The following is a 19,594-nucleotide window of genomic DNA, read 5'->3' as shown; positions in this document are numbered from 1 at the left end:
TCTTCTGATTATAGTTTTTATTTCTTGCTAAGGATTTCAAGCGTTTCAAGCACGTTATCTGCATGAACTTCGATGGTATCACCAGTCGCTTTAATCTTCACTTCTACGATGCCATCGGCTGCTTTTTTACCAACAGTGATACGGATTGGCAATCCAATCAAGTCGCTATCACTGAATTTCACTCCAACACGTTCGTTACGGTCATCCGTCAAGACTTCGTAACCAGCTCCCATCAAGCTTGCCTCAAGCTTTTCTGTCAAAGTCTGGGCTTCTTCATCCTTAACATTGACAGTGATCAAGTGCACATCAAATGGTGCCAATTCTTTAGGGAAGTTGATTCCCCAAGCGTAACGGTATTCACCTTTTGGCGTTTTGTTAACAAAGAGGCGAGCGTGTTGCTCCATCACTGCTGAAAGGAGACGACTGACACCGATACCGTAACATCCCATGATAATTGGCACAGCACGGCCATTTTCATCCAAAACATCTGCTCCCATGCTTGCTGAATAGCGAGTGCCGAGTTTGAAGATGTGACCAATTTCGATACCACGCGCAAAGTTAAGGACACCTTGTCCGTCTGGAGAAATTTCACCCTCACGAACTTCACGGATATCCACATATTCTGCAGTAAAATCACGGCCTGGGTTCACACCAGTCAAGTGGTAGCCATCTTCGTTAGCACCGACAACTGCATTGCGAACATCTTGCACTTTACGATCTGCAATAATTTTAATATTCTCTGGCAAAGCAACTGGGCCAAGTGAACCAAATCCTGCTTGAACAACATTTGCCACTTCTTCTTCACTTGCAACGTCAAAGAAATCTGCTCCCAAGTGGTTTTTCAACTTAACTTCATTGAGTTGGTCATTTCCAACTAGAAGGGCTACAACAAGCTCACCATCTGCCATGTAGAAGAGGGTTTTAATTGTTTGTTCTTCTGGAACATTGAGGAAGGCTGCAACTTCATCGATTGATTTAACATCTGGCGTTGCAACACGAGTTACTTCTTCTTCAGCGACAACACGGTTGCTTGGTTTGTACTCGTTTGTTGCCATTTCCAAGTTAGCCGCATAGCTAGACTCACTTGAGTAAGCAATGGTATCCTCACCAGAAACCATCCATTTAAGCAATTCTGCCTTGATTTCTTCTTGCACTTCTGCAGGAATCTCATCAAATGAAGCAACTGACTTGTCCAAGACGACCCAGCGGTCAAGGTCTGTACGAGCAGGTGTAATGGCCATAAATTCTTGGCTGTCCTTACCACCCATAGCTCCACCGTCACCAATAATTGCCTTGAAATCTAAACCACTACGAGTGAAAATACGCTCATAAGCAGCCTTGTACTCATCATAAACACTGTCCAAGCTATCATAGTTAGCGTGAAAGCTGTAAGCATCCTTCATGATGAACTCACGTGTACGAAGAAGTCCATTACGTGGGCGTTTTTCATCACGATACTTAGGTTGGATTTGGTAAAGGTTGAGTGGCAATTGCTTGTAAGACTTAACAGAATCACGGACAATAGCTGTAAAGGTTTCTTCGTGAGTTGGACCTAGGATAAAGTCTGATTTTTCACGATTTTTTAGTTTGTAAAGGTCTTCACCATAAGTTTCGTAACGACCTGATTCGCGCCACAATTCTGCACTGAGGAGGGCAGGAGCCAACATCTCAACGGCACCAATCTTATCAAATTCTTGGCGCATGATATTTTTAGCTTTTTCAATCACACGATTAGCAAGTGGTAGGTAAGAATAAACACCTGCTGAGACTTGACGAACATAACCAGCTCGCAACATAAGAGCATGGCTGATAACTTGAGCATCGCTTGGCATTTCGCGAAGCGTTGGGATAGGCATTTTACTTTGTTTCATAATATTCCTCGATTATCTAAAAAAGAGTCGCATGATGTCATTCCAGGTCACAGCAATCATCAAGACAACCATGATGACCACTCCGGCCAAGGTGACATAGGTTTCAATTTCTTGTTTCAATGGTTTGCGGCGAATGGCTTCCAGGATATTGAGCACAATCTTACCACCATCCAGGGCTGGAATCGGAATAAGATTAAAAATCCCGATATTGATGGAAATCACTGCCAAGAAGTACAAGACATTCTCAATTCCATTTTTAGCAGCATCACTACTTGCCTTAAAGATGGCAACAGGTCCACCTAGCTTGTTCAAATCCGGTTGGAAAATCAGATTTTTCAGTTCTGAGAGAATTCGGAGGGCCGAGTCAGCAGCAGTTGTAAAACCACCTACAAACATAGATACAAAATCTGACTTAATCCCCGGTTGAACACCTAGAAGGTAACGGCCTTGACTTTCTTCCGGAGTAACAGTGACTTGTTTGTCACTCCCCTTTTCAGAAATAGTCACATCCAAGGTCGGGGCCGTCTTATCTTTGGTTTCTGATTCCACAGCCTGAATCAAACTTTCCCAGTTGCTAACCTCATGTGAGCCAATCTTGGTAATTTGTGCCGTTTCTGGTACTCCTACCTTAGCCAAAGCCCCTTGAGGCATAATATGGAACTGGTTGGTATCGACATCTCTGACACCACCCTGCATGAAGATTAAAATCCAGAAAACAACGACACCTAAGATAAAGTTGTTCATGGGGCCTGCAAAGTTAGTAATGAGTTTCCCCCAGATAGTCGCATTTTGATATTGAACATCTAAAGGTGCAATCCGAACCTCAGTTCCATCTGCTTCCACAACCGTTGCGTCGTGATCCACTGCAAATGTTTTTTCTTCTTCCAGAACCAGTCCTTTGATAAAGAGCTTGTCTTCAAAGTCAAATTGGGTCACCTGCATAGGAAGAGCTGTTTGATCCAATTTTTTACCTGAGAGATTGATGCGTTTAACCTTACCATCATCAGTAAGCGTCAAACTGACAGGAGTTCCTGTCTTGATTTCAGTTGTATCATCACCCCAACCGGCCATGCGAACGTAGCCTCCCAGAGGCAAGATGCGAATGGTATATGCAGTTCCATCCTTGCCAATATGAGCAAAGATCTTGGGTCCCATGCCAATGGCAAATTCACGCACTAGAATCCCTGATTTCTTGGCAAAGTAGAAGTGTCCGAACTCGTGCACCACTACAATAATCCCAAAAACCAGAATAAAGGTTAAAATTCCGAGCATAGTATTTCCTCCGTCTTTTGATTAAAAGAGTCCAAACAAGTGCATAATTGGAAATACAAGCAACATACTATCAAAACGATCCAAAACACCACCATGTCCAGGAATAAATTTCCCAGAATCCTTGACACCAAAGTGACGCTTGATCGAACTTTCTAATAAATCACCAAATTGTCCAGCAATGCTAAAGAAAATAGCAAAGACTGACATCTTGTAAATTCCATACGGAAGAGCAACTGTACTGTCAACTATCATAAAGATAATAGTTACTAAAATCGCACCTAAAATACCACCCAAGGCACCCTCAAAGGTTTTATTTGGAGAAACTGTCGGAGCTAATTTTCGTTTACCATAGTTCATCCCAACAAGATAGGCACCACTGTCTGTTGCCCAAACAATACATAAGGCTAATAGTGCCTTATCTAAACCTGCAATTCTAGCATCTAATAGAGCATTAAAACCAAAGCCCACATAGAAACTCATAGCAAGAGGGAAAACCGCATCCTCAATCGTATACGACTTGCTAAACACAGTCGTTCCTAACATGATTGAAATCAACACACTATAGGCAACCACATTCCCATCAACTGGCAAAAAAGTCAGGTAATTCTCCAAGGGAATGGTCAAGGCAAAGGTTGCAAAGAGGGTTAAGAGACCCTCTATAGTCATGGTCTCTAGACCTCTCATCTTCAAAAGTTCATGCATGGCTAGCATGGCTATGATTCCAATTGCTATCTGAAGCAAGAGTCCCCCAATCATTAAAATTGGTAGGAAAATAGCCAGGGCAATCCCTGCAAACAAGGTTCTTTTCTGTAAATCCTGTGTCATATTTCCTCCTAAACTCCTCCAAATCGGCGATGACGACGATTGTAGGCAAGAATAGCTTCCTGCAAGGCCATCTCGTCAAAATCAGGCCACAAGGTATCCGTAAAATAGAGCTCACTATAGGCTCCCTGCCATGGAAGGAAATTGCTCAAACGCAATTCTCCACTAGTACGGATAATCAAGTCCGGGTCTCGTAAGTCCTTAGGCAAATGCTGAGTGAAGAGATAGTTGCCAATCAATTCCTCTGTGATGTCACCTGGGTTGATTTTGGCATCTAAAACATCCTGAGAAATCAACTTAAGAGCCTGTGTAATCTCAGCACGTCCACCATAGTTGAGGGCAAAATTAAGAATTAATCCTGTGTTGTTCTTAGTTAATTCCTCAGCCTTGGTCAGAGCTTCAAAAGTTTGCTTAGGCAGGCGGTCCGTTTCCCCAATCATTTGAATCTTAACATTATTCGCATGCAGTTCAGGGACATAATTGTCATAAAACTCTACTGGCAAGTTCATGATAAACTTGACTTCCTGATCTGGACGGGTCCAGTTTTCTGTAGAAAAAGCATAAACCGTAATAACCTTAACACCCAGTTTATTGGCTGCCTTGGTCACAGTTTGCAATGCTTCCATACCCGCCTTGTGTCCAAAGACTCGCGGTTGCATACGTTTTTTAGCCCAACGGCCATTCCCATCCATGATGATGCCGATATGAGCAGGAACCTGTGTCGGAACCTCTACTTCCACAGCCTTATCTTTCTTAAAAAATCCAAACATGATCTTATTCCTATTCAAAAATCTATCGTTTCATTATACCATATTTCCCTATTTTCTTCTATCACTAAGCTATTTATACTCTTCGAAAATCAAATTCAAACCACGTCAGCTTCACCTTGCCGTACTCAAGTACAGCCTGCGGCTAGCTTCCTAGTTTGCTCTTTGATTTTCATTGAGTATTATTCTCAGGCACAAAGCCCATTTTTCAAAAAAATAAGCCACCTGATTGGGCGACTTTATTTTTTATAGGGAGATTATTATGAAAAAGTTTTAGGAGTTTAAGTTAAGGTCTTCTTAACTTATGGACTTAGTATACACTTCCTAGCTTAAAGTTTCCTTAAGGATTTTTAAAAATCAAATTTTTCCATTTTTCCTGCCAATTTTTCTTGGATAGACGTGTTTGATAAAGTTCCATTCGGTCTTCATTCTCTAAAAAATGAGGAGTTGGACGAACTTGAAAATTCAAAATATCCTCCAAACCATAAGGTGCATAGAGTTCAAAATCGGATTCTTCATTCAAGCGTAGTCCAACAGCCGTACACCGTTCTGGATACTTACTCATAGCATCACGGGAACTGGTATAGGGAGCAGTATGAGGGCTATGCTGATGCATATAGACCTGATTTTTCAACTCCCATTGGTACTGAGGAAAATCCTCTCGTAGCTTTTTCTCCAGTAATAAGGTTTCCTCATAAGAAATATCTGGATTAAAGAAAATCACATCTACATCTGTTTCACAGTCAAAAGGGGATTTATCTGACAAGAGATTCCAGATGAAATTCCTGACAGAACCTGCTGCCAACCAAGAATCTTTCAAACCAAGGTTTCGGATGATAGTCAAAATAGCCATCATATCCGGATTTTCTCTGAAAGAGTCTAAAATTTCAGCCTTATTTTTCAATATATTCATACCCTAAATGCTCATATGCCTTAGCAGTCGCCACCCGTCCAGAACGTGTCCGCATGATAAAACCTTTTTGAATCAAGTAGGGCTCATACATGTCTTCAACTGTCTCACGCTCTTCTGCTATGTTAACAGAAAGAGTTCCTAGACCAACAGGACCACCACCGTACATCTCAATCATGGTGCGAAGGATTTTCTGGTCCACATAGTCCAGACCTTCATGGTCAACATCCAGCATAGTCAAAGCCTTATCAGTAATAAGATCATCGATAACCCCATTCCCTATAATCTGGGCAAAATCGCGCACGCGTTTGAGGAGACGATTGGCAATACGAGGGGTTCCACGACTACGTAGGGCTAATTCAGATGCTGCCTCATGAGTGATTTCCATCTCAAAAATATCTGCCGTCCGCTCAACAATTTCCGTCAAGTCAGCATGGGCATAATACTCCATGTGACCTGTAATTCCAAAACGTGCCCGTAGCGGATTTGAGAGCATACCAGCCCGAGTCGTCGCACCAATCAAAGTGAAAGGTGGCAACTCCAAATGAACACTGCGACTGCCTTCACCAGCCCCAATCATGATATCAATGTAGAAGTCCTCCATGGCACTATAAAGCACCTCTTCCACTGACATTGGCAAACGATGAATCTCATCAATAAAGAGAACATCCCCAGGCTCTAAGTCATTCAAAATCGCTACCAAATCACCGGCTTTTTCAATGACTGGACCCGAAGTCTGCTTGAGATTGACACCTAGTTCATTGGCAATAACAAAAGCCATGGTCGTTTTTCCCAAGCCTGGAGGGCCAAATAAAAGCACATGATCCAGCGCTTCATCCCGCATTTTGGCAGCTTCTATAAAGATTTGAAGCTGGTCCTTGACCTTATCCTGCCCAATATATTCACGTAAATACTGAGGACGGAGCGTGCGTTCTACTAACTCCTCGTCCCCCATTATCTCATTATCTAAAATTCTACTCATGGCTCTATTATATCAAAAAACCAAGCCACAAACAAAAAAGCCACCTGATTGGGTGACTCCAGAGTTTAGCACCTATGTGGTATAACATTCTACGGCACTGCTACACCGCCTACGAAAGGAGGTGAGATAGCCCATGATGGAACTAATCCTTAAAACTATCATCGAACCGATTGTGGTCGGTGTCGTTCTTCGGCTAGTCGATAAATGGCTAAACAAGGACAAATAGTGTCAAAAAAGACCCCAAGCTTATTTGGACGTGAGCTTGGGGTCTTTTCTAGCCTATGATATAGACACAATACTTAATTCTCTTTCATTATCCCACAGTTCACACATTTCGTCAAAGATTTACATTCTCAGCTTCGCAAGCTTTAACCGCTGTACAACAATATGATGACTCACTCCTCGACAACCAAGAACATTATTACAGCAGTTCCAGTCCTTCAATTAACAGTCACTTACAATCAAATTGAGTTTGAAGTAGCTGAAGCGACAACAGACCTATTTATTAGTCATATTCGCTAAAAAAAGTCCCCGCCAATTCCCCGACCAAAATCCGAAAAATATCGGAAAATGATTTTTAGAATAGTCCCCAAAATCCTGAAATAGAGCCAAAAAACTCCACCTGATTGGGTGGAGTTAAGGGAGATTATTATGAAAAAGAAAAGTTTAGGATTTTATTAAATAAAGTTAGGAGGTCTTTATTTAATAACTATATGATACAAGACAAAGCTTAAAACTAGCTTAACTTTTCTCAAATTTTACTATTTTGCAAAAAAAATCTATCACCATCACCTATCCACGAAAAAAGCCACCTGATTGGGTGGCTTCATTAGGAGATTATGATGAAAAAAGTTTTAGGATTTCATTAAATAAAGTTAGGAGGTCTTTATTTAATGACTATATAATACTAGACCATCCTTAAATTTTGCTTAATAAAAAACAAATTTTATTATTTTTCTCGATTCATCCAAGTCATTCCTATACAATTATAGGTGGATAAGATTTCAAAGCCCATAGAACGATAGAAGCCCAAGGTTCTTTCTGTCTCTTCTGTCACCAGCTGAACTTGATAGACATCTTTGTAATCCTCTAAAACCTCTTTCATTAGGGCACTACCAATCCCTTGACGCTGATAGATAGGTAAAACGATTAAATCCTGAACCAGTACTGATGAGAATCCATCTCCAACCAAACGAATCAAGCCCACCACAGTATCATCATCAAGCGCCACATAAATCGCTAATGAATGAGATAAGGCCTGCTCCAGCATCTCTGATTGATCGGTATAATTTGTCCAACCGACAGCCTGATAGAGATGCAAAACATCCTCTAGCTTGACAAATTCTTGCTTTTTAATAGTGATCATGTCAACACCTCTTAAAACTCTCTCAAGCTCTTGTACTGCCGTCCATTTTTATCAAAATTTTCAGGAGCCAACCATGCTTCCAATCGAGCTTTGACTTGAGGCCAGTCCTTATCAATCATAGACAACCAATCCGTATCCCTAGTACGCCCCTTATAAACGACTGCCTGGCGGAAGGTTCCTTCATAAACAAATCCCAAACGCTCCGCAGCTCGTCTGGATGGCAGATTAAGAGAATCACATTTCCATTCGTAGCGACGATAGTTAAGCTCCTCAAAAACATAACGTGCCAAGAGATACTGAGCTTCTGTCCCTATTCGTGTTCCCCTGAGTTCTGGAGAAAAAGTGACCGCTCCCACTTCTATCACTCGATTATTCTGGTCAATGCGCATGAGAGAAAATGTTCCCAAAGCCTTACCAGTTTCCTTGTCTATAATTGCATAGTAAAAGCGATCCTTACGAGCCAACATCTGATTTAAAAGGCTAACCAGCTCCTCCATATCTGCCACTGGTTCCTGAAAGAGGTAAGTCCACATCTCCCGCGGAGTATCTGGGCCATAAACAGCTAATAAATCATCCGCATGCTTTTCCACCGAAAGAGCCTCTACCCTAGCATAACGCCCTTCTAAGAAACCAATAGAAGGCAATTCGCCCGGTGTATAACCTTCCATTGACTCCCCAATCATCTGATCATATTCATTTACTGGCATAGCTTTCTCCTTATTCACTTATTGAATATAGTATAACATATCTCAATGAAAATTTTAGGAAACACTTGGTTTTCTATTCAATAATGCAAACTCCTCTTATAAAAATCATCCATCCACTTTATGGAGGAATAATCAAATATGGGAACGAGTGAGTTAATGTCCCTTATGCTTCTCTCTACGTTTTTACTGTTTGAGTTCAAATCTCTCTTGTTTGAACAATTGCTTTTTTAGACTGGACTACCAACCAGAACTGTGTTTTTATCTTAGTTGGGACTATTATAGTACGGTTCAGCACTATCTACAAATTTTTCAGATGTGTATCAAAATAATTTATCGTGGCAAACCATGAGTCTACACTTTCTTTCATTAATAAGCGCCAATCTTTTCGATAACGATGATTCGGTTGATAAGCAATCGTCAACATATGCCCTGTTTCATGATATTTTTTAAACAAAATGGATTCCCCTTTATATTGTGAAATAATATCATCTATCGCGGATGATGCATTCCATATTTCATCAACATCACTTCCTAGTAATAATAAAGGAGAGGCAATTTTACTCACATCAATCTGAGCCCTACTATCTTCAGGAATGTGTTTTCCAAAAAACTTGTTTAACAAATAATTTCCTAACTGAAATTTTTGATACGGAAGTTCTTTTTGCAAATATGTCCAAGAAGATGAATGAGAGTTTAGTTTTCCCTTTATTCCCTCAAATATTACATTTGAGGGGGAATTGAGTACCAAACATTGCACATCTTCCAAAATACTTTGTCCAGCCAGAACAAGCTCTGCTCCTTTAGAGCGACCATATATTCCTATTTTTGTATTATCAACTTGAGGATGATGGTATAGAAAATCTTTCGCCTCTTCCAGACATTCTATCGGAATTCGTTCTAAATTTTGAGATAATCCCTCTAAACCAAAATAAGCTATTGCAAGACAAATATAGCCTCTTGAAGATAAAAGTTGGGCAATATTCTGAGCTTTTTCAATTCTTCCCTCACTACCGCTAACAATAATCACGGCTGGCGCCCTTCTTAACTTTTCATCATAGAATAATCGACCTTGAAAATGCTTGTCATAGATATCTTGATATCTTACTCCTAGATTCATATAACGCCTTACGAAACTTTGCTCCGCGACCACATCTTTCCCCAGCTTGATTTTAATTTCAACACCAAAACAATCTCGTAATGGAATTCTATCAAGAGAACTCGGTAATCTCCTTTTCCTATTCTTCAACGGTTTCGCATTAAAGAATAATCCCATTTCTGAAACCCCTTTATAAGATCCCGAAATAGATGCTGTCTGAGAGGTATCAATCATACCGTCCTGATCAGATAAAAAAATTGCGGTTGATTTCCATATAACATCATGATCTAAAAGCAAGGGAGCATTTATACAGTAATAATCAGACAGGTACATTTCTACACAATACATTGCCCTTGGTTCTAAACCATTGATAGCAATATAAAAAGATTCATCTGCTAAATCTGTTTGTGAAATCAGTTCTATGTTTACAGTCATATCTTCTCCTTTTTGTTAACTCGCTTAACAATTATATTTGAAATTTACCGTGACTTTTACCACGGTAATTCTCCCCACACCTTTTCAATATCATCCATCAATTTCACAACTGTTTTAAGTTCCACCTCACTATAGTTGTTTAAAACTGAAAAGATTGATTTTTCAATATATGCTTGTTGCTCCTTATGGATTTTAAAAATTTCGATGCCTTTTTCAGATAATCTCAAATATTTATTTTTCCCATTATTCGGGTCAAAATCAAAAACAACTAAATTTTTTTGAATCAATCTCCTAACACTTTGAGTTATTGCACTTCTTGAAACTTCTAATAATTCAGATAATTTTACTAGATTTAAGGGCTGATTTTTCCCAATCGCAACAATCAAATGTACCTCATTCAACGTAACGGATTTGTCAACACCACTTTTATGTTGATTTTTTTTTAACTGATCAAACGCTAAAATAAATCTATTGAAACGATTATTAAATGCAATAAATTCTTTTTTATCCATAATCTTTCTTTCCTTTGTTAATCATATTAACAAAACAGAAACTTCCTGTCAAATAAAAAATCCTCCAGATTCTACTCTGAAGGATTCATTTCTTATTTCACAACAATGTTAACCAATTTATTCGGTACCGCAATTACTTTCACGATGTCCTTACCGTCAATTTCTGCTTTGACTTTTTCATCCGCTAGAGCAATTTCTTGCAATTCTTCTCGTGATAGGTCTTTAGCGACCATGAGTTTGGCACGGACTTTACCTTTGATTTGGACGACAATTTCGATTTCGTCTTCAACCAATTTGCTTTCGTCCCAAGTTGGCCAAGCCACATAAGAGATTGACTCACCTGTTGCTGCAACTGTTTGCCAGAGCTCTTCTGCCAAGTGAGGCGCAAATGGTGCAATCAATTGGATAAAGCCTTTGGCGTAGTCTGCATAAAGCTTGTCTTCCTTGTTAGCTGCATTGACAAAGACCATAAGTTGGGCAATGGCTGTGTTGAATTTGAGGGATTCGATTTGTTCTGTGACAGCTTTAACAGTTTCGTTGTAAACTTTGTCAAGAGCGCCATTGTTTTCCGCAGCTATTTCTTTACTTGTAATCAAGCGGTAAACACGGTCAAGGAACTTACGGCTTCCTTCCAGACCTTCTTCTGACCAAGCAATCGAAGCATCAAGTGGTCCCATAAACATTTCATAAACACGAAGGGTATCGGCACCGTATTGTTCCACCACATCGTCAGGGTTAACCACGTTCTTGAGCGATTTAGACATCTTAGCTGGCGCTTGCTCTAACTCTTCACCTGTTTCTACATGGAAGAAGGAACCGTCACGTTTTTCAACCTTGTCAGTCGCCACAAGAGCCCCACGGTGGTCACGGTAGCTGGTTCCCAAAATCATCCCTTGGTTAAAGAGTTTTTGGAATGGTTCCTTAGTTGGAACAACACCGAGGTCATAGAGGAATTTGTGCCAGAAACGAGCATAAAGCAAGTGAAGAACGGCATGCTCTGCACCACCCACGTAGATATCTACTGGCAACCATTGTTTGAGGAGCTCCTCATCGGCCAATTTCTCAGTATTGTGCGGGTCAATATAGCGGAGGTAGTACCAGCTTGAACCTGCCCATTGTGGCATTGTGTTGGTCTCGCGACGCCCCTTAACGCCATCTTCACGAGTCACTTCAAGCCAGTCTGTCAAGTTAGCTAGCGGACTTTCTCCAGTACCTGAAGGACGGATGTCCTTGGTTACAGGCAAGACAAGTGGCAATTCATTTTCAGGAACAGCTGTTGAAGTTCCATCTTCCCAATGAATAATAGGAATTGGCTCACCCCAATAACGTTGGCGGCTAAAGAGCCAGTCGCGGAGACGGTAAGTAACCTTCTCTTGTCCACAGCCTTTTTCTTCCAACCAAGCCACAATCTTAGCAATAGCGTCTTCTTTGTTCAATCCATCTAGGAAGTCTGAATTGACATGAGGTCCATCTTCTGTGTAGGCAGCTTCTGCTACGTTTCCACCTTCAAGTACTTCTACGATTGGAAGGTCAAATTGGTTGGCAAATTCCCAGTCACGCTGGTCATGGGCAGGAACAGCCATGACAGCACCTGTTCCATAACTAGCAAGAACATAGTCCGCAATCCAGATTGGAATTTCCTTGCCATTAACAGGGTTAATAGCATAAGCACCAGTCCAAACTCCTGTTTTTTCCTTAGCAAGGTCGGTACGAGCCAAGTCAGACTTGAGACTAGCTTGATGTTTGTAGTCTGCTACAGCCTCTGCTTGCTCTGGGCTTGTGATGGCGTCAACCAAGTCATGCTCAGGAGCCAAGACAGTGAAAGTAGCACCGAAAAGGGTGTCAGGACGAGTCGTAAAGACTGTGAATTCCTTGTCTGTTCCCTTAACTTTGAAGGTTACATTGGCACCAGTTGATTTACCAATCCAGTTGCGTTGCATGTCCTTAATAGACTCTGGCCAGTCAAGTTCATCTAAATCGTTAAGCAGACGTTCTGCATAGGCAGTGATTTTGAGCATCCATTGGCGCATTGGTTTGCGGACAACTGGATAGCCTCCACGTTCAGAAGTTCCGTCAGGAAGAACCTCTTCGTTGGCGATGGCAGTTCCCAATTCTTCAACCCAGTTTACTGGCACTTCCGCTTCATAGGCCAAGCCCTTTTCGTAAAGCTTGGTGAAGATCCATTGTGTCCACTTGTAGTAGTTTGGATCTGTTGTATTGACTTCACGATCCCAGTCGTAAGAGAACCCAAGCGCATTGATTTGGCGTTTGAAATTGGCAATATTTTCCGCTGTAAATTCTGCTGGGTCATTCCCCGTATCCATAGCGTATTGCTCTGCAGGTAAACCAAAGGCATCCCAGCCCATTGGGTGAAGGACATTGTAGCCTTGCGCACGTTTGTAACGGCTGAGGATATCGGTTGCAGTATAACCTTCTGGGTGTCCTACGTGCAGACCCGCTCCAGACGGATAAGGGAACATATCGAGAGCATAAAACTTCGGTTTCGATGTATCTGTTCCAGTCTTAAATGTATGATGTTCTGCCCAGTAGCCCTGCCACTTAGGCTCAATTTCTTTATGATTGTAAAAACTCATGGTCTCTCTCCAATTTTGTGATGTTACTATTATACCATTTTTGAGGGAATTTGAAAGATGAGAAATGTTCTTTTGGACTTGGATGACAAGAAAGACTGATTCGCAAATCCAGCTTATATAACAGTATAAAAAATTAGCCCCCATTTGGAGCTAACTTCTATTAACTATTTGTCTCTTCCATCTTCTCCCGTCCTAGTTCTCGGTAACTACGGTCACCAACAACCTCAACGCTAAACTGGCCGTCCTCATATTCAAGGATTGTCACGCTACCATTATCTAGACCATGCGGATGCATGCCATTGATCAGATAAACAATGGTTCCAATAGTCATTCCGTGGCTGACAACGAGGGCATTGCCCCCACCTTGTTCTTCCATTTCTTTGGCAATCGCTTCAAAGCCTTCCTTGATTCGGCCACTGAGTTTTTCCCAACCTTCAGCCCAACCAGCTGTATCGACCTCTACCAAGCCCTCAGCCAGTTCAGCATAAGACAATTGGTGAACGTGGTCCACATTAAAGATACGAGGAATAATGCCCATAAAAAGATCACCATCATAAGCCCCGTCAAAACTACCGAAACACCATTCTCTGATACGCTTGTCCATGCGATAAGGGATTTTCCCCTGCAAGCCAAGTTCATCAAGAATGATTCCCATCGTCTGAATGGTGCGCCCTGAATCACTGGAATAAGCGCGTTCAAACTGCAAACCAGATTCTCGCAAACCGATTCCTAATTCTTGAATTCCTCGTTCACCTTCAGCAGTTAAAGGAGTATCGCTCCAACCTTGCGCGCGACCAATCGTGTTAAACATAGTCTTGCCATGACGTACCAAATACAATCGTACTTTTACCATTTTCCGTCCTCCGTTTGCTTCTATTATATCATGGATGATAAAACAAAAGCCACCCAGACAGGCGACTTTTGCAGGAGATTATTATGAAAAAGTTTAGGAGTTCATTAAATAAAGATATTAGATGAAAATCAAATTCAAACTAAATCAGTGTTATCTGTTTCAAATAATATTAGGAGGTCTTTATTTAATGATTATAGTATACACATCCAACCTTAAATAGAACTTAAAATTTCTCCTATTTTCTTAATTTTTAAAACTATGAATTGGTGCTGGGATTTGGCCTCCACGAGAAATGAAATCGACAGACGAAGCTCCATTGACTTTCATTACTGGAGCTGTACCAAGAAGACCACCAAATTCAATCATATCGCCTTCTTTTCCTTTTGGAATGATACGAACAGCTGTTGTTTTCATGTTAATGACACCAATTGCCGCTTCATCTGCAATCATAGCCGCAATGGTTTCAGCAGGTGTATCCTCCGGAATGGCAATCATATCCAAACCAACGGAACAGATAGCTGTCATAGCTTCTAGTTTTTCCAGATTAAGAGAGCCATTTTGCACTGCAGCAATCATTCCTTCATCCTCTGAAACAGGGATAAAGGCACCAGACAAACCACCGACTTGGTTGCAGGCCATAACTCCACCCTTCTTAACTTGGTCATTCAAGAGAGCCAAGGCAGCCGTCGTCCCATGCGTACCAACTGTTTCTAGCCCCATTTCTTCAAGGACACGTGCAACAGAATCTCCAACCGCAGGAGTTGGCGCCAAGCTCAAGTCCACAATACCAAATTCCACACCCAGTCTCTCACTGGCCATTTGACCAACCAATTGACCGATACGAGTGATTTTAAAGGCAGTTTTCTTAACTGTTTCGGCTACTACGTCAAAGCTCTCTCCACGAACTTTTTCCAGAGCACGCTTCACCACACCAGGACCAGAAACTCCGACATTGATGATAACATCTGCTTCCCCAACACCATGGAAGGCACCCGCCATAAATGGATTGTCCTCAACAGCATTAGCGAATACAACCAACTTGGCTGCCCCCATATCAGATAGAGTTGCCGTTTCCTTGATAATTCGTCCCATATCTGCCACAGCCGTCATATTAATACCAGACTTGGTTGAGCCGATATTGACTGACGAGCAAACCTTATCCGTTTCAGCCAAAGCGCGAGGAATGGAATTGATGAGAATCTCATCCCCCTTTTGATAACCTTTTTGTACCAAGGCAGAGAAACCACCAATAAAGTCCACTCCAATCTCTTTTGCAGCCTTATCAAGCGCTTTTGCCAGAACCACGTAGTCCGTCGCATCTGTCGCTGCCCCTATCAGAGAAATAGGAGTCACCGATACACGCTTATTAACGATAGGAATTCCCAACTCAGCCGCAATTTCATCACCAACAGCCACTAAATTAGCCGCCTTGATCGTAATCTTTTGATAAATTTTCTCCGCAGCACAATTGATATCTGGATCGATACAGTCCAAAAGAGAAATCCCCATGGTAATGGTTCTGATATCGAAGTTTTGCTCCTCAATCATGGCGATGGTCTCAGTAACTTGTCTAATATCCATGATAACCTCCTAGATATTATACATAGCTTCGAAAATCGCTGCACTCTGAATATTGATTTTTACATTCAAAGTTTGTCCAAAAGCTTCAAATTCATTACGAAGATAGGTAAAATCTTGCTTTTCATCACTAGAGACGACAGCCATCATCGTGAAATATTCATCCAAGACAGTTTGAGAGATATCATCAATATTCAATCCTAATTCTGCAATTTTGCCTGAAACACCTGCAACAATTCCAGATTTATCTTTACCAACAACAGTTATAATCGCTTTCATAAGCAAACTCCAATTCTTCTTTTAATAGGAAACCTGAACATTAAACAGGATTCTTTTCAAATAGTATAGCATAATTCTAACTAAAATACTCAAAAACGCCTGCTTACGAAGTTGTTCTTAAGCAAAAAACAATTTCGTAAACAAGCGTCTACTATCACAACTTATGATGAGTGTTCCCGCTAGGACCGAAATCCTAGCGGTAGACCAGAGCTAGACTAAGAGCACAAGACTCCATCATCATAACACTCAACAAAATTGATGATTTTATACTAATTCGATGATCGCCATTGGCGCTGCATCACCACGACGTGGTTCAGTTTTAAGGATACGAGTGTATCCACCGTTACGTTCAGCATAACGAGGTGCAATTTCTGAGAACAATTTTTGAAGTGCTGTAGTAGAAGTGTACTTATCAGTTGCTTCATCATAGTTTTCAGATGCGATTTCATTACGTACGAAAGCAGCTGCTTGACGACGTGCATGCAAATCACCACGTTTACCTAGAGTAATCATTTTTTCAACAGTTTTACGGATTTCTTTAGCACGAGCTTCAGTTGTCACGATTGATTCGTTGATCAAAAGGTCAGTTGTCAAATCGCGAAGCATTGCTTTACGTTGTGAGCTAGTGCGTCCTAGTTTACGGTAAGCCATGTATTCCTCCTTTATTTATCTTTTAATCCAAGACCCAAATCAATGAGTTTGAGTTTCACTTCTTCCAAACTCTTGCGTCCAAGATTTCGTACTTTCATCATCTCTGCTTCAGATTTTTCTGTCAAATCATGCACAGTATTGATACCGGCACGTTTCAAACAGTTGTATGAACGCACAGATAAGTCCAGTTCCTCAATCGTACGATCCAAAATACGATCGTCAGATTCAGTGTCAGCTTCTTTCATCACTTCAGTTGACTTAGCAATCTCAGTAAGATTTGTAAACAAATCAAGATGTTCTGTCAAAATACGTGCTGAAAGCCCTAAAGCATCTTCTGGAATAATTGTTCCATTTGTCAAGATTTCAAGGGTTAATTTGTCAAATCCATCATTGCTACCTACACGAGCAGGTTCCACTTGATAGTTGACTTTTGTAACTGGTGTATAAATAGAATCTACAGCAAGTGTTCCAACTGGTGCATTATCTTTTTTATTTTCATCAGCAGGTACATATCCACGACCACTGTTAACAGTCATAGTCGCTTTTAGAGAAGAACCTTCACCAATTGTAAAAAGATAATGATCTGGATTTACAATTTCAATATCGCTATCTGTCAAAATGTCACCAGCTGTTACTTCAGCAGGACCTTCAACATCCAGTTCGATGATTTTTTCGTCTTCAACGTACGATTTCACTGCAATTCCTTTAATGTTCAGAATGATTTGCATCACGTCTTCACGAACACCTGGAACTGTGTCAAACTCATGCAACACACCATCAATATTGATAGATGTCACAGCTGCTCCTGGTAGAGAAGCTAGAAGTACACGACGAAGAGAGTTACCAAGAGTTGTACCGTAGCCACGTTCAAGTGGTTCGATTACAAACTTGCCATAATCTTTATTTTCATCAATTTTTGTTATATTTGGTTTTTCAAACTCGATCATTTAGTTACTCCCTCTTAAACGAAAAGCAGTGTAATGCGATGATTATACACGGCGACGTTTTGGAGGACGAGCACCATTGTGTGGCACTGGAGTCACATCACGAATTGCTGTTACTTCAAGACCAGCGGCAGCAAGCGCACGAATAGCTGACTCACGACCAGAACCTGGACCTTTTACAGTAACTTCAACTGATTTAAGACCGTGTTCTTGTGCAGATTTAGCAGCAGCTTCAGAAGCCATTTGAGCAGCGAATGGTGTAGATTTACGAGAACCTTTGAAACCAAGAGCACCAGCTGATGACCAAGCAATTGCATTACCATGCACATCAGTAATCATAACAATAGTGTTATTAAATGTAGCGTGAATATGAGCAATACCAGATTCGATATTCTTTTTCACACGACGTTTACGTGTTGGTTTAGCCAAGACTTTTACCTCCTATATTATTTTTTCTTACCAGCAATCGCAACAGCTTTACCTTTACGAGTGCGAGCGTTGTTTTTAGTGTTTTGTCCACGGACAGGAAGTCCACGACGGTGACGGATACCACGGTATGAACCGATTTCCATCAAACGTTTGATGTTCAAGTTTACTTCACGACGAAGGTCACCTTCAACTTTGATTGCATCCACTTCACGACGGATAGCATCTTCTTGATCTGATGTAAGATCACGTACACGAACATCTTCTGAGATTCCAGCAGCAGCCAAAATTTTCTTAGATGTTGCAAGTCCGATACCATAAACATAAGTCAATGAGATTACTACACGTTTGTCATTTGGAATGTCAACTCCAGCAATACGAGCCATGTTTTCTCCTTTCTATCTTATCCTTGACGTTGTTTGTGTTTTGGATTTGCTGGGCAAATTACCATAACACGACCATTACGACGAATAACTTTACAGTATTCGCAAATTGGTTTGACCGATGGTCTTACTTTCATTTCTTATCCCTCCAAGTTTTTCGATTATTTAAAGCGGTAAGTGATACGTCCACGTGTCAAGTCATATGGACTCATTTCGACAGTAACACGATCTCCCGCTAAAATACGAATATAGTTTTTACGAATTTTACCAGAAACTGTTGCTAAAATCTGATGTCCATTTTCAAGTTCAACCGTAAACATTGCATTCGGCATTGTATCAACTACTTTGCCTTCAACTTCAATCACATCGTCTTTTGCCACGCAAAAGCACCTCCATAAATTTCGATTCGATGCCTCTAGACACAGAGACAACAATTATAAGTCAGACTATCTCAGTATAACATTTGTAGCGGATTTTTGCAAGTGTGAAAAACGCTTTATTTCAAATTTGTCAATACTTTTTCGATATCTGAGAAGACATCATTGATATCTTGATTACCTTCGATGTCATGAACCAAACCTTTGGCACGGTAGTGAGCAATGATTGGTTCTCCTTGAGCAATATTCACATCCAAACGACGTTTTACTGTCTCAGGTTTATCATCTTCACGTTGGTAGTAATCTTCTTCTTTATAGTCAACTGGTGGGTTAAAGACCTTGTGGAAAGTTTCTCCAGTTACACGGTGGATGATACGACCACTCAAACGTTCCAAGAGACTGTCAGGGTTCACCTCAATGTTGATGACCCCTTCTAGTTCAATGCCAAGTTCAGCCAATGTTTTGTCCAAGGCATGAGCTTGTTCGATTGTACGTGGGTAACCATCCAACAAGAATCCTGTTTCTTTAATATCATCTTGTGAAAGACGTTCTTTTACGATTCCATTTGTAACTTCATCAGGAACCAATTCACCCTTGTCAATGTATGACTTAGCAAGAACACCCATTTCAGTTTGATTTGCCATAGCAGCGCGGAACATATCACCTGTTGAGATATGTGCAACATGGAATTGTTCTACGATTTTTGCTGCTTGAGTTCCCTTACCTGCACCAGGTAAGCCCATAATCAAAAGATTCATGATTTGATCTC

The 19,594-nt window shown here is 40.9% G+C and carries 23 protein-coding genes; 2 read left to right on the top strand and 21 right to left on the bottom strand.

Going from position 1 to position 19,594, the window contains the following annotated elements; all coding sequences use genetic code 11:
• Positions 1 to 17: 17 nt before the first annotated feature.
• The 6 genes from B7696_RS06485 to ruvB all read right to left on the bottom strand — a co-directional run bounded on the left by B7696_RS06485 (position 18) and on the right by ruvB (position 6,624).
• Entirely contained in the window at positions 18 to 1,871 is a 1,854-nt protein-coding gene (locus tag B7696_RS06485; RefSeq protein ID WP_084862788.1) for a proline--tRNA ligase, read from the bottom strand.
• Positions 1,872 to 1,883: 12 nt separating this feature from the next.
• Complete coding sequence (gene rseP / locus B7696_RS06480; protein WP_084862787.1) at positions 1,884 to 3,143, bottom strand: RIP metalloprotease RseP; 1,260 nt, start codon at positions 3,141 to 3,143, stop codon at positions 1,884 to 1,886.
• Positions 3,144 to 3,164: 21 nt separating this feature from the next.
• Positions 3,165 to 3,968, bottom strand: a complete 804-nt coding sequence (locus tag B7696_RS06475) for a phosphatidate cytidylyltransferase (protein ID WP_084862785.1) — start codon at positions 3,966 to 3,968, stop codon at positions 3,165 to 3,167.
• An 8-nt stretch (positions 3,969 to 3,976) separates the two neighbouring features.
• Positions 3,977 to 4,735 carry an isoprenyl transferase gene (locus B7696_RS06470; RefSeq protein ID WP_084862783.1) on the bottom strand — a complete coding sequence of 253 codons (759 nt, stop codon included), beginning with the start codon at positions 4,733 to 4,735 and terminating at the stop codon, positions 3,977 to 3,979.
• A gap of 337 nt (positions 4,736 to 5,072) precedes the next feature.
• The gene (locus B7696_RS06465) at positions 5,073 to 5,645 is read right to left on the bottom strand and encodes a nucleotidyltransferase family protein (protein ID WP_084862782.1); all 573 of its coding nucleotides are present in this window, start codon (positions 5,643 to 5,645) and stop codon (positions 5,073 to 5,075) included.
• Entirely contained in the window at positions 5,626 to 6,624 is a 999-nt protein-coding gene (gene ruvB / locus B7696_RS06460) for a Holliday junction branch migration DNA helicase RuvB (protein WP_023946759.1), read from the bottom strand. The genes B7696_RS06465 and ruvB overlap by 20 nt, the downstream gene beginning before the upstream one ends.
• Before the next feature lie 133 nt (positions 6,625 to 6,757).
• On the opposite strand from ruvB, the gene B7696_RS06455 reads away from it, so the two are divergent.
• Both B7696_RS06455 and B7696_RS10610 read left to right on the top strand, forming a co-directional pair.
• Complete coding sequence (locus tag B7696_RS06455) at positions 6,758 to 6,850, top strand: type I toxin-antitoxin system Fst family toxin (RefSeq protein WP_084862780.1); 93 nt, start codon at positions 6,758 to 6,760, stop codon at positions 6,848 to 6,850.
• 161 nt (positions 6,851 to 7,011) lie between these two features.
• The gene (locus B7696_RS10610; RefSeq protein ID WP_257960423.1) at positions 7,012 to 7,146 is read left to right on the top strand and encodes a hypothetical protein; all 135 of its coding nucleotides are present in this window, start codon (positions 7,012 to 7,014) and stop codon (positions 7,144 to 7,146) included.
• 427 nt (positions 7,147 to 7,573) lie between these two features.
• On the opposite strand, the gene B7696_RS06450 is transcribed toward B7696_RS10610, so the two are convergent.
• The 15 genes from B7696_RS06450 to B7696_RS06380 all read right to left on the bottom strand — a co-directional run bounded on the left by B7696_RS06450 (position 7,574) and on the right by B7696_RS06380 (position 19,583).
• Positions 7,574 to 7,990 carry a GNAT family N-acetyltransferase gene (locus B7696_RS06450; RefSeq protein ID WP_020902700.1) on the bottom strand — a complete coding sequence of 139 codons (417 nt, stop codon included), beginning with the start codon at positions 7,988 to 7,990 and terminating at the stop codon, positions 7,574 to 7,576.
• Positions 7,991 to 8,001: 11 nt separating this feature from the next.
• Positions 8,002 to 8,697 (bottom strand): GNAT family N-acetyltransferase, encoded by a 696-nt coding sequence (locus B7696_RS06445; protein ID WP_049551256.1) that lies wholly within the window; start codon positions 8,695 to 8,697, stop codon positions 8,002 to 8,004.
• A 298-nt stretch (positions 8,698 to 8,995) separates the two neighbouring features.
• Positions 8,996 to 10,228, bottom strand: a complete 1,233-nt coding sequence (locus B7696_RS06440) for an acyl-CoA thioesterase/BAAT N-terminal domain-containing protein (RefSeq protein WP_049551257.1) — start codon at positions 10,226 to 10,228, stop codon at positions 8,996 to 8,998.
• Between the two features lie 56 nt (positions 10,229 to 10,284).
• Positions 10,285 to 10,740 (bottom strand): MarR family winged helix-turn-helix transcriptional regulator, encoded by a 456-nt coding sequence (locus tag B7696_RS06435; RefSeq protein ID WP_049551258.1) that lies wholly within the window; start codon positions 10,738 to 10,740, stop codon positions 10,285 to 10,287.
• A gap of 92 nt (positions 10,741 to 10,832) precedes the next feature.
• Positions 10,833 to 13,334 carry a leucine--tRNA ligase gene (gene leuS, locus B7696_RS06430; protein ID WP_084862778.1) on the bottom strand — a complete coding sequence of 834 codons (2,502 nt, stop codon included), beginning with the start codon at positions 13,332 to 13,334 and terminating at the stop codon, positions 10,833 to 10,835.
• 160 nt (positions 13,335 to 13,494) lie between these two features.
• Positions 13,495 to 14,187 carry a histidine phosphatase family protein gene (locus B7696_RS06425; RefSeq protein ID WP_049543955.1) on the bottom strand — a complete coding sequence of 231 codons (693 nt, stop codon included), beginning with the start codon at positions 14,185 to 14,187 and terminating at the stop codon, positions 13,495 to 13,497.
• 243 nt (positions 14,188 to 14,430) lie between these two features.
• A complete protein-coding gene (locus tag B7696_RS06420; RefSeq protein ID WP_084862777.1) occupies positions 14,431 to 15,768 on the bottom strand; it encodes a PFL family protein in 1,338 nt (445 codons plus the stop codon).
• A gap of 9 nt (positions 15,769 to 15,777) precedes the next feature.
• The gene (locus B7696_RS06415) at positions 15,778 to 16,044 is read right to left on the bottom strand and encodes an ACT domain-containing protein (RefSeq protein ID WP_000644124.1); all 267 of its coding nucleotides are present in this window, start codon (positions 16,042 to 16,044) and stop codon (positions 15,778 to 15,780) included.
• 264 nt (positions 16,045 to 16,308) lie between these two features.
• A complete protein-coding gene (rplQ, locus tag B7696_RS06410; RefSeq protein ID WP_000331493.1) occupies positions 16,309 to 16,695 on the bottom strand; it encodes a 50S ribosomal protein L17 in 387 nt (128 codons plus the stop codon).
• A gap of 11 nt (positions 16,696 to 16,706) precedes the next feature.
• On the bottom strand, positions 16,707 to 17,642 hold the full coding sequence (locus tag B7696_RS06405; RefSeq protein ID WP_000568988.1) for a DNA-directed RNA polymerase subunit alpha: 936 nt from the start codon (positions 17,640 to 17,642) through the stop codon (positions 16,707 to 16,709).
• A gap of 42 nt (positions 17,643 to 17,684) precedes the next feature.
• Positions 17,685 to 18,068: a 30S ribosomal protein S11 gene (gene rpsK, locus B7696_RS06400; RefSeq protein WP_001118385.1), complete on the bottom strand. Its 384-nt coding sequence runs from the start codon at positions 18,066 to 18,068 to the stop codon at positions 17,685 to 17,687.
• Between the two features lie 17 nt (positions 18,069 to 18,085).
• Positions 18,086 to 18,451 carry a 30S ribosomal protein S13 gene (gene rpsM, locus B7696_RS06395; protein ID WP_000090781.1) on the bottom strand — a complete coding sequence of 122 codons (366 nt, stop codon included), beginning with the start codon at positions 18,449 to 18,451 and terminating at the stop codon, positions 18,086 to 18,088.
• 17 nt (positions 18,452 to 18,468) lie between these two features.
• The gene (gene rpmJ, locus B7696_RS06390) at positions 18,469 to 18,585 is read right to left on the bottom strand and encodes a 50S ribosomal protein L36 (protein WP_001808836.1); all 117 of its coding nucleotides are present in this window, start codon (positions 18,583 to 18,585) and stop codon (positions 18,469 to 18,471) included.
• Between the two features lie 24 nt (positions 18,586 to 18,609).
• Positions 18,610 to 18,828: a translation initiation factor IF-1 gene (gene infA / locus B7696_RS06385; RefSeq protein WP_001029883.1), complete on the bottom strand. Its 219-nt coding sequence runs from the start codon at positions 18,826 to 18,828 to the stop codon at positions 18,610 to 18,612.
• Positions 18,829 to 18,944: 116 nt separating this feature from the next.
• The gene (locus B7696_RS06380) at positions 18,945 to 19,583 is read right to left on the bottom strand and encodes an adenylate kinase (RefSeq protein WP_001050436.1); all 639 of its coding nucleotides are present in this window, start codon (positions 19,581 to 19,583) and stop codon (positions 18,945 to 18,947) included.
• Positions 19,584 to 19,594 lie beyond the last annotated feature (11 nt).

The sequence above is a fragment of the Streptococcus mitis genome (assembly GCF_002096815.1).
GTDB lineage: Bacteria > Bacillota > Bacilli > Lactobacillales > Streptococcaceae > Streptococcus > Streptococcus mitis_AD.
Note: the sequence above shows the minus strand (reverse complement) of the source record. Positions and strands in the feature narration are given on the sequence as shown.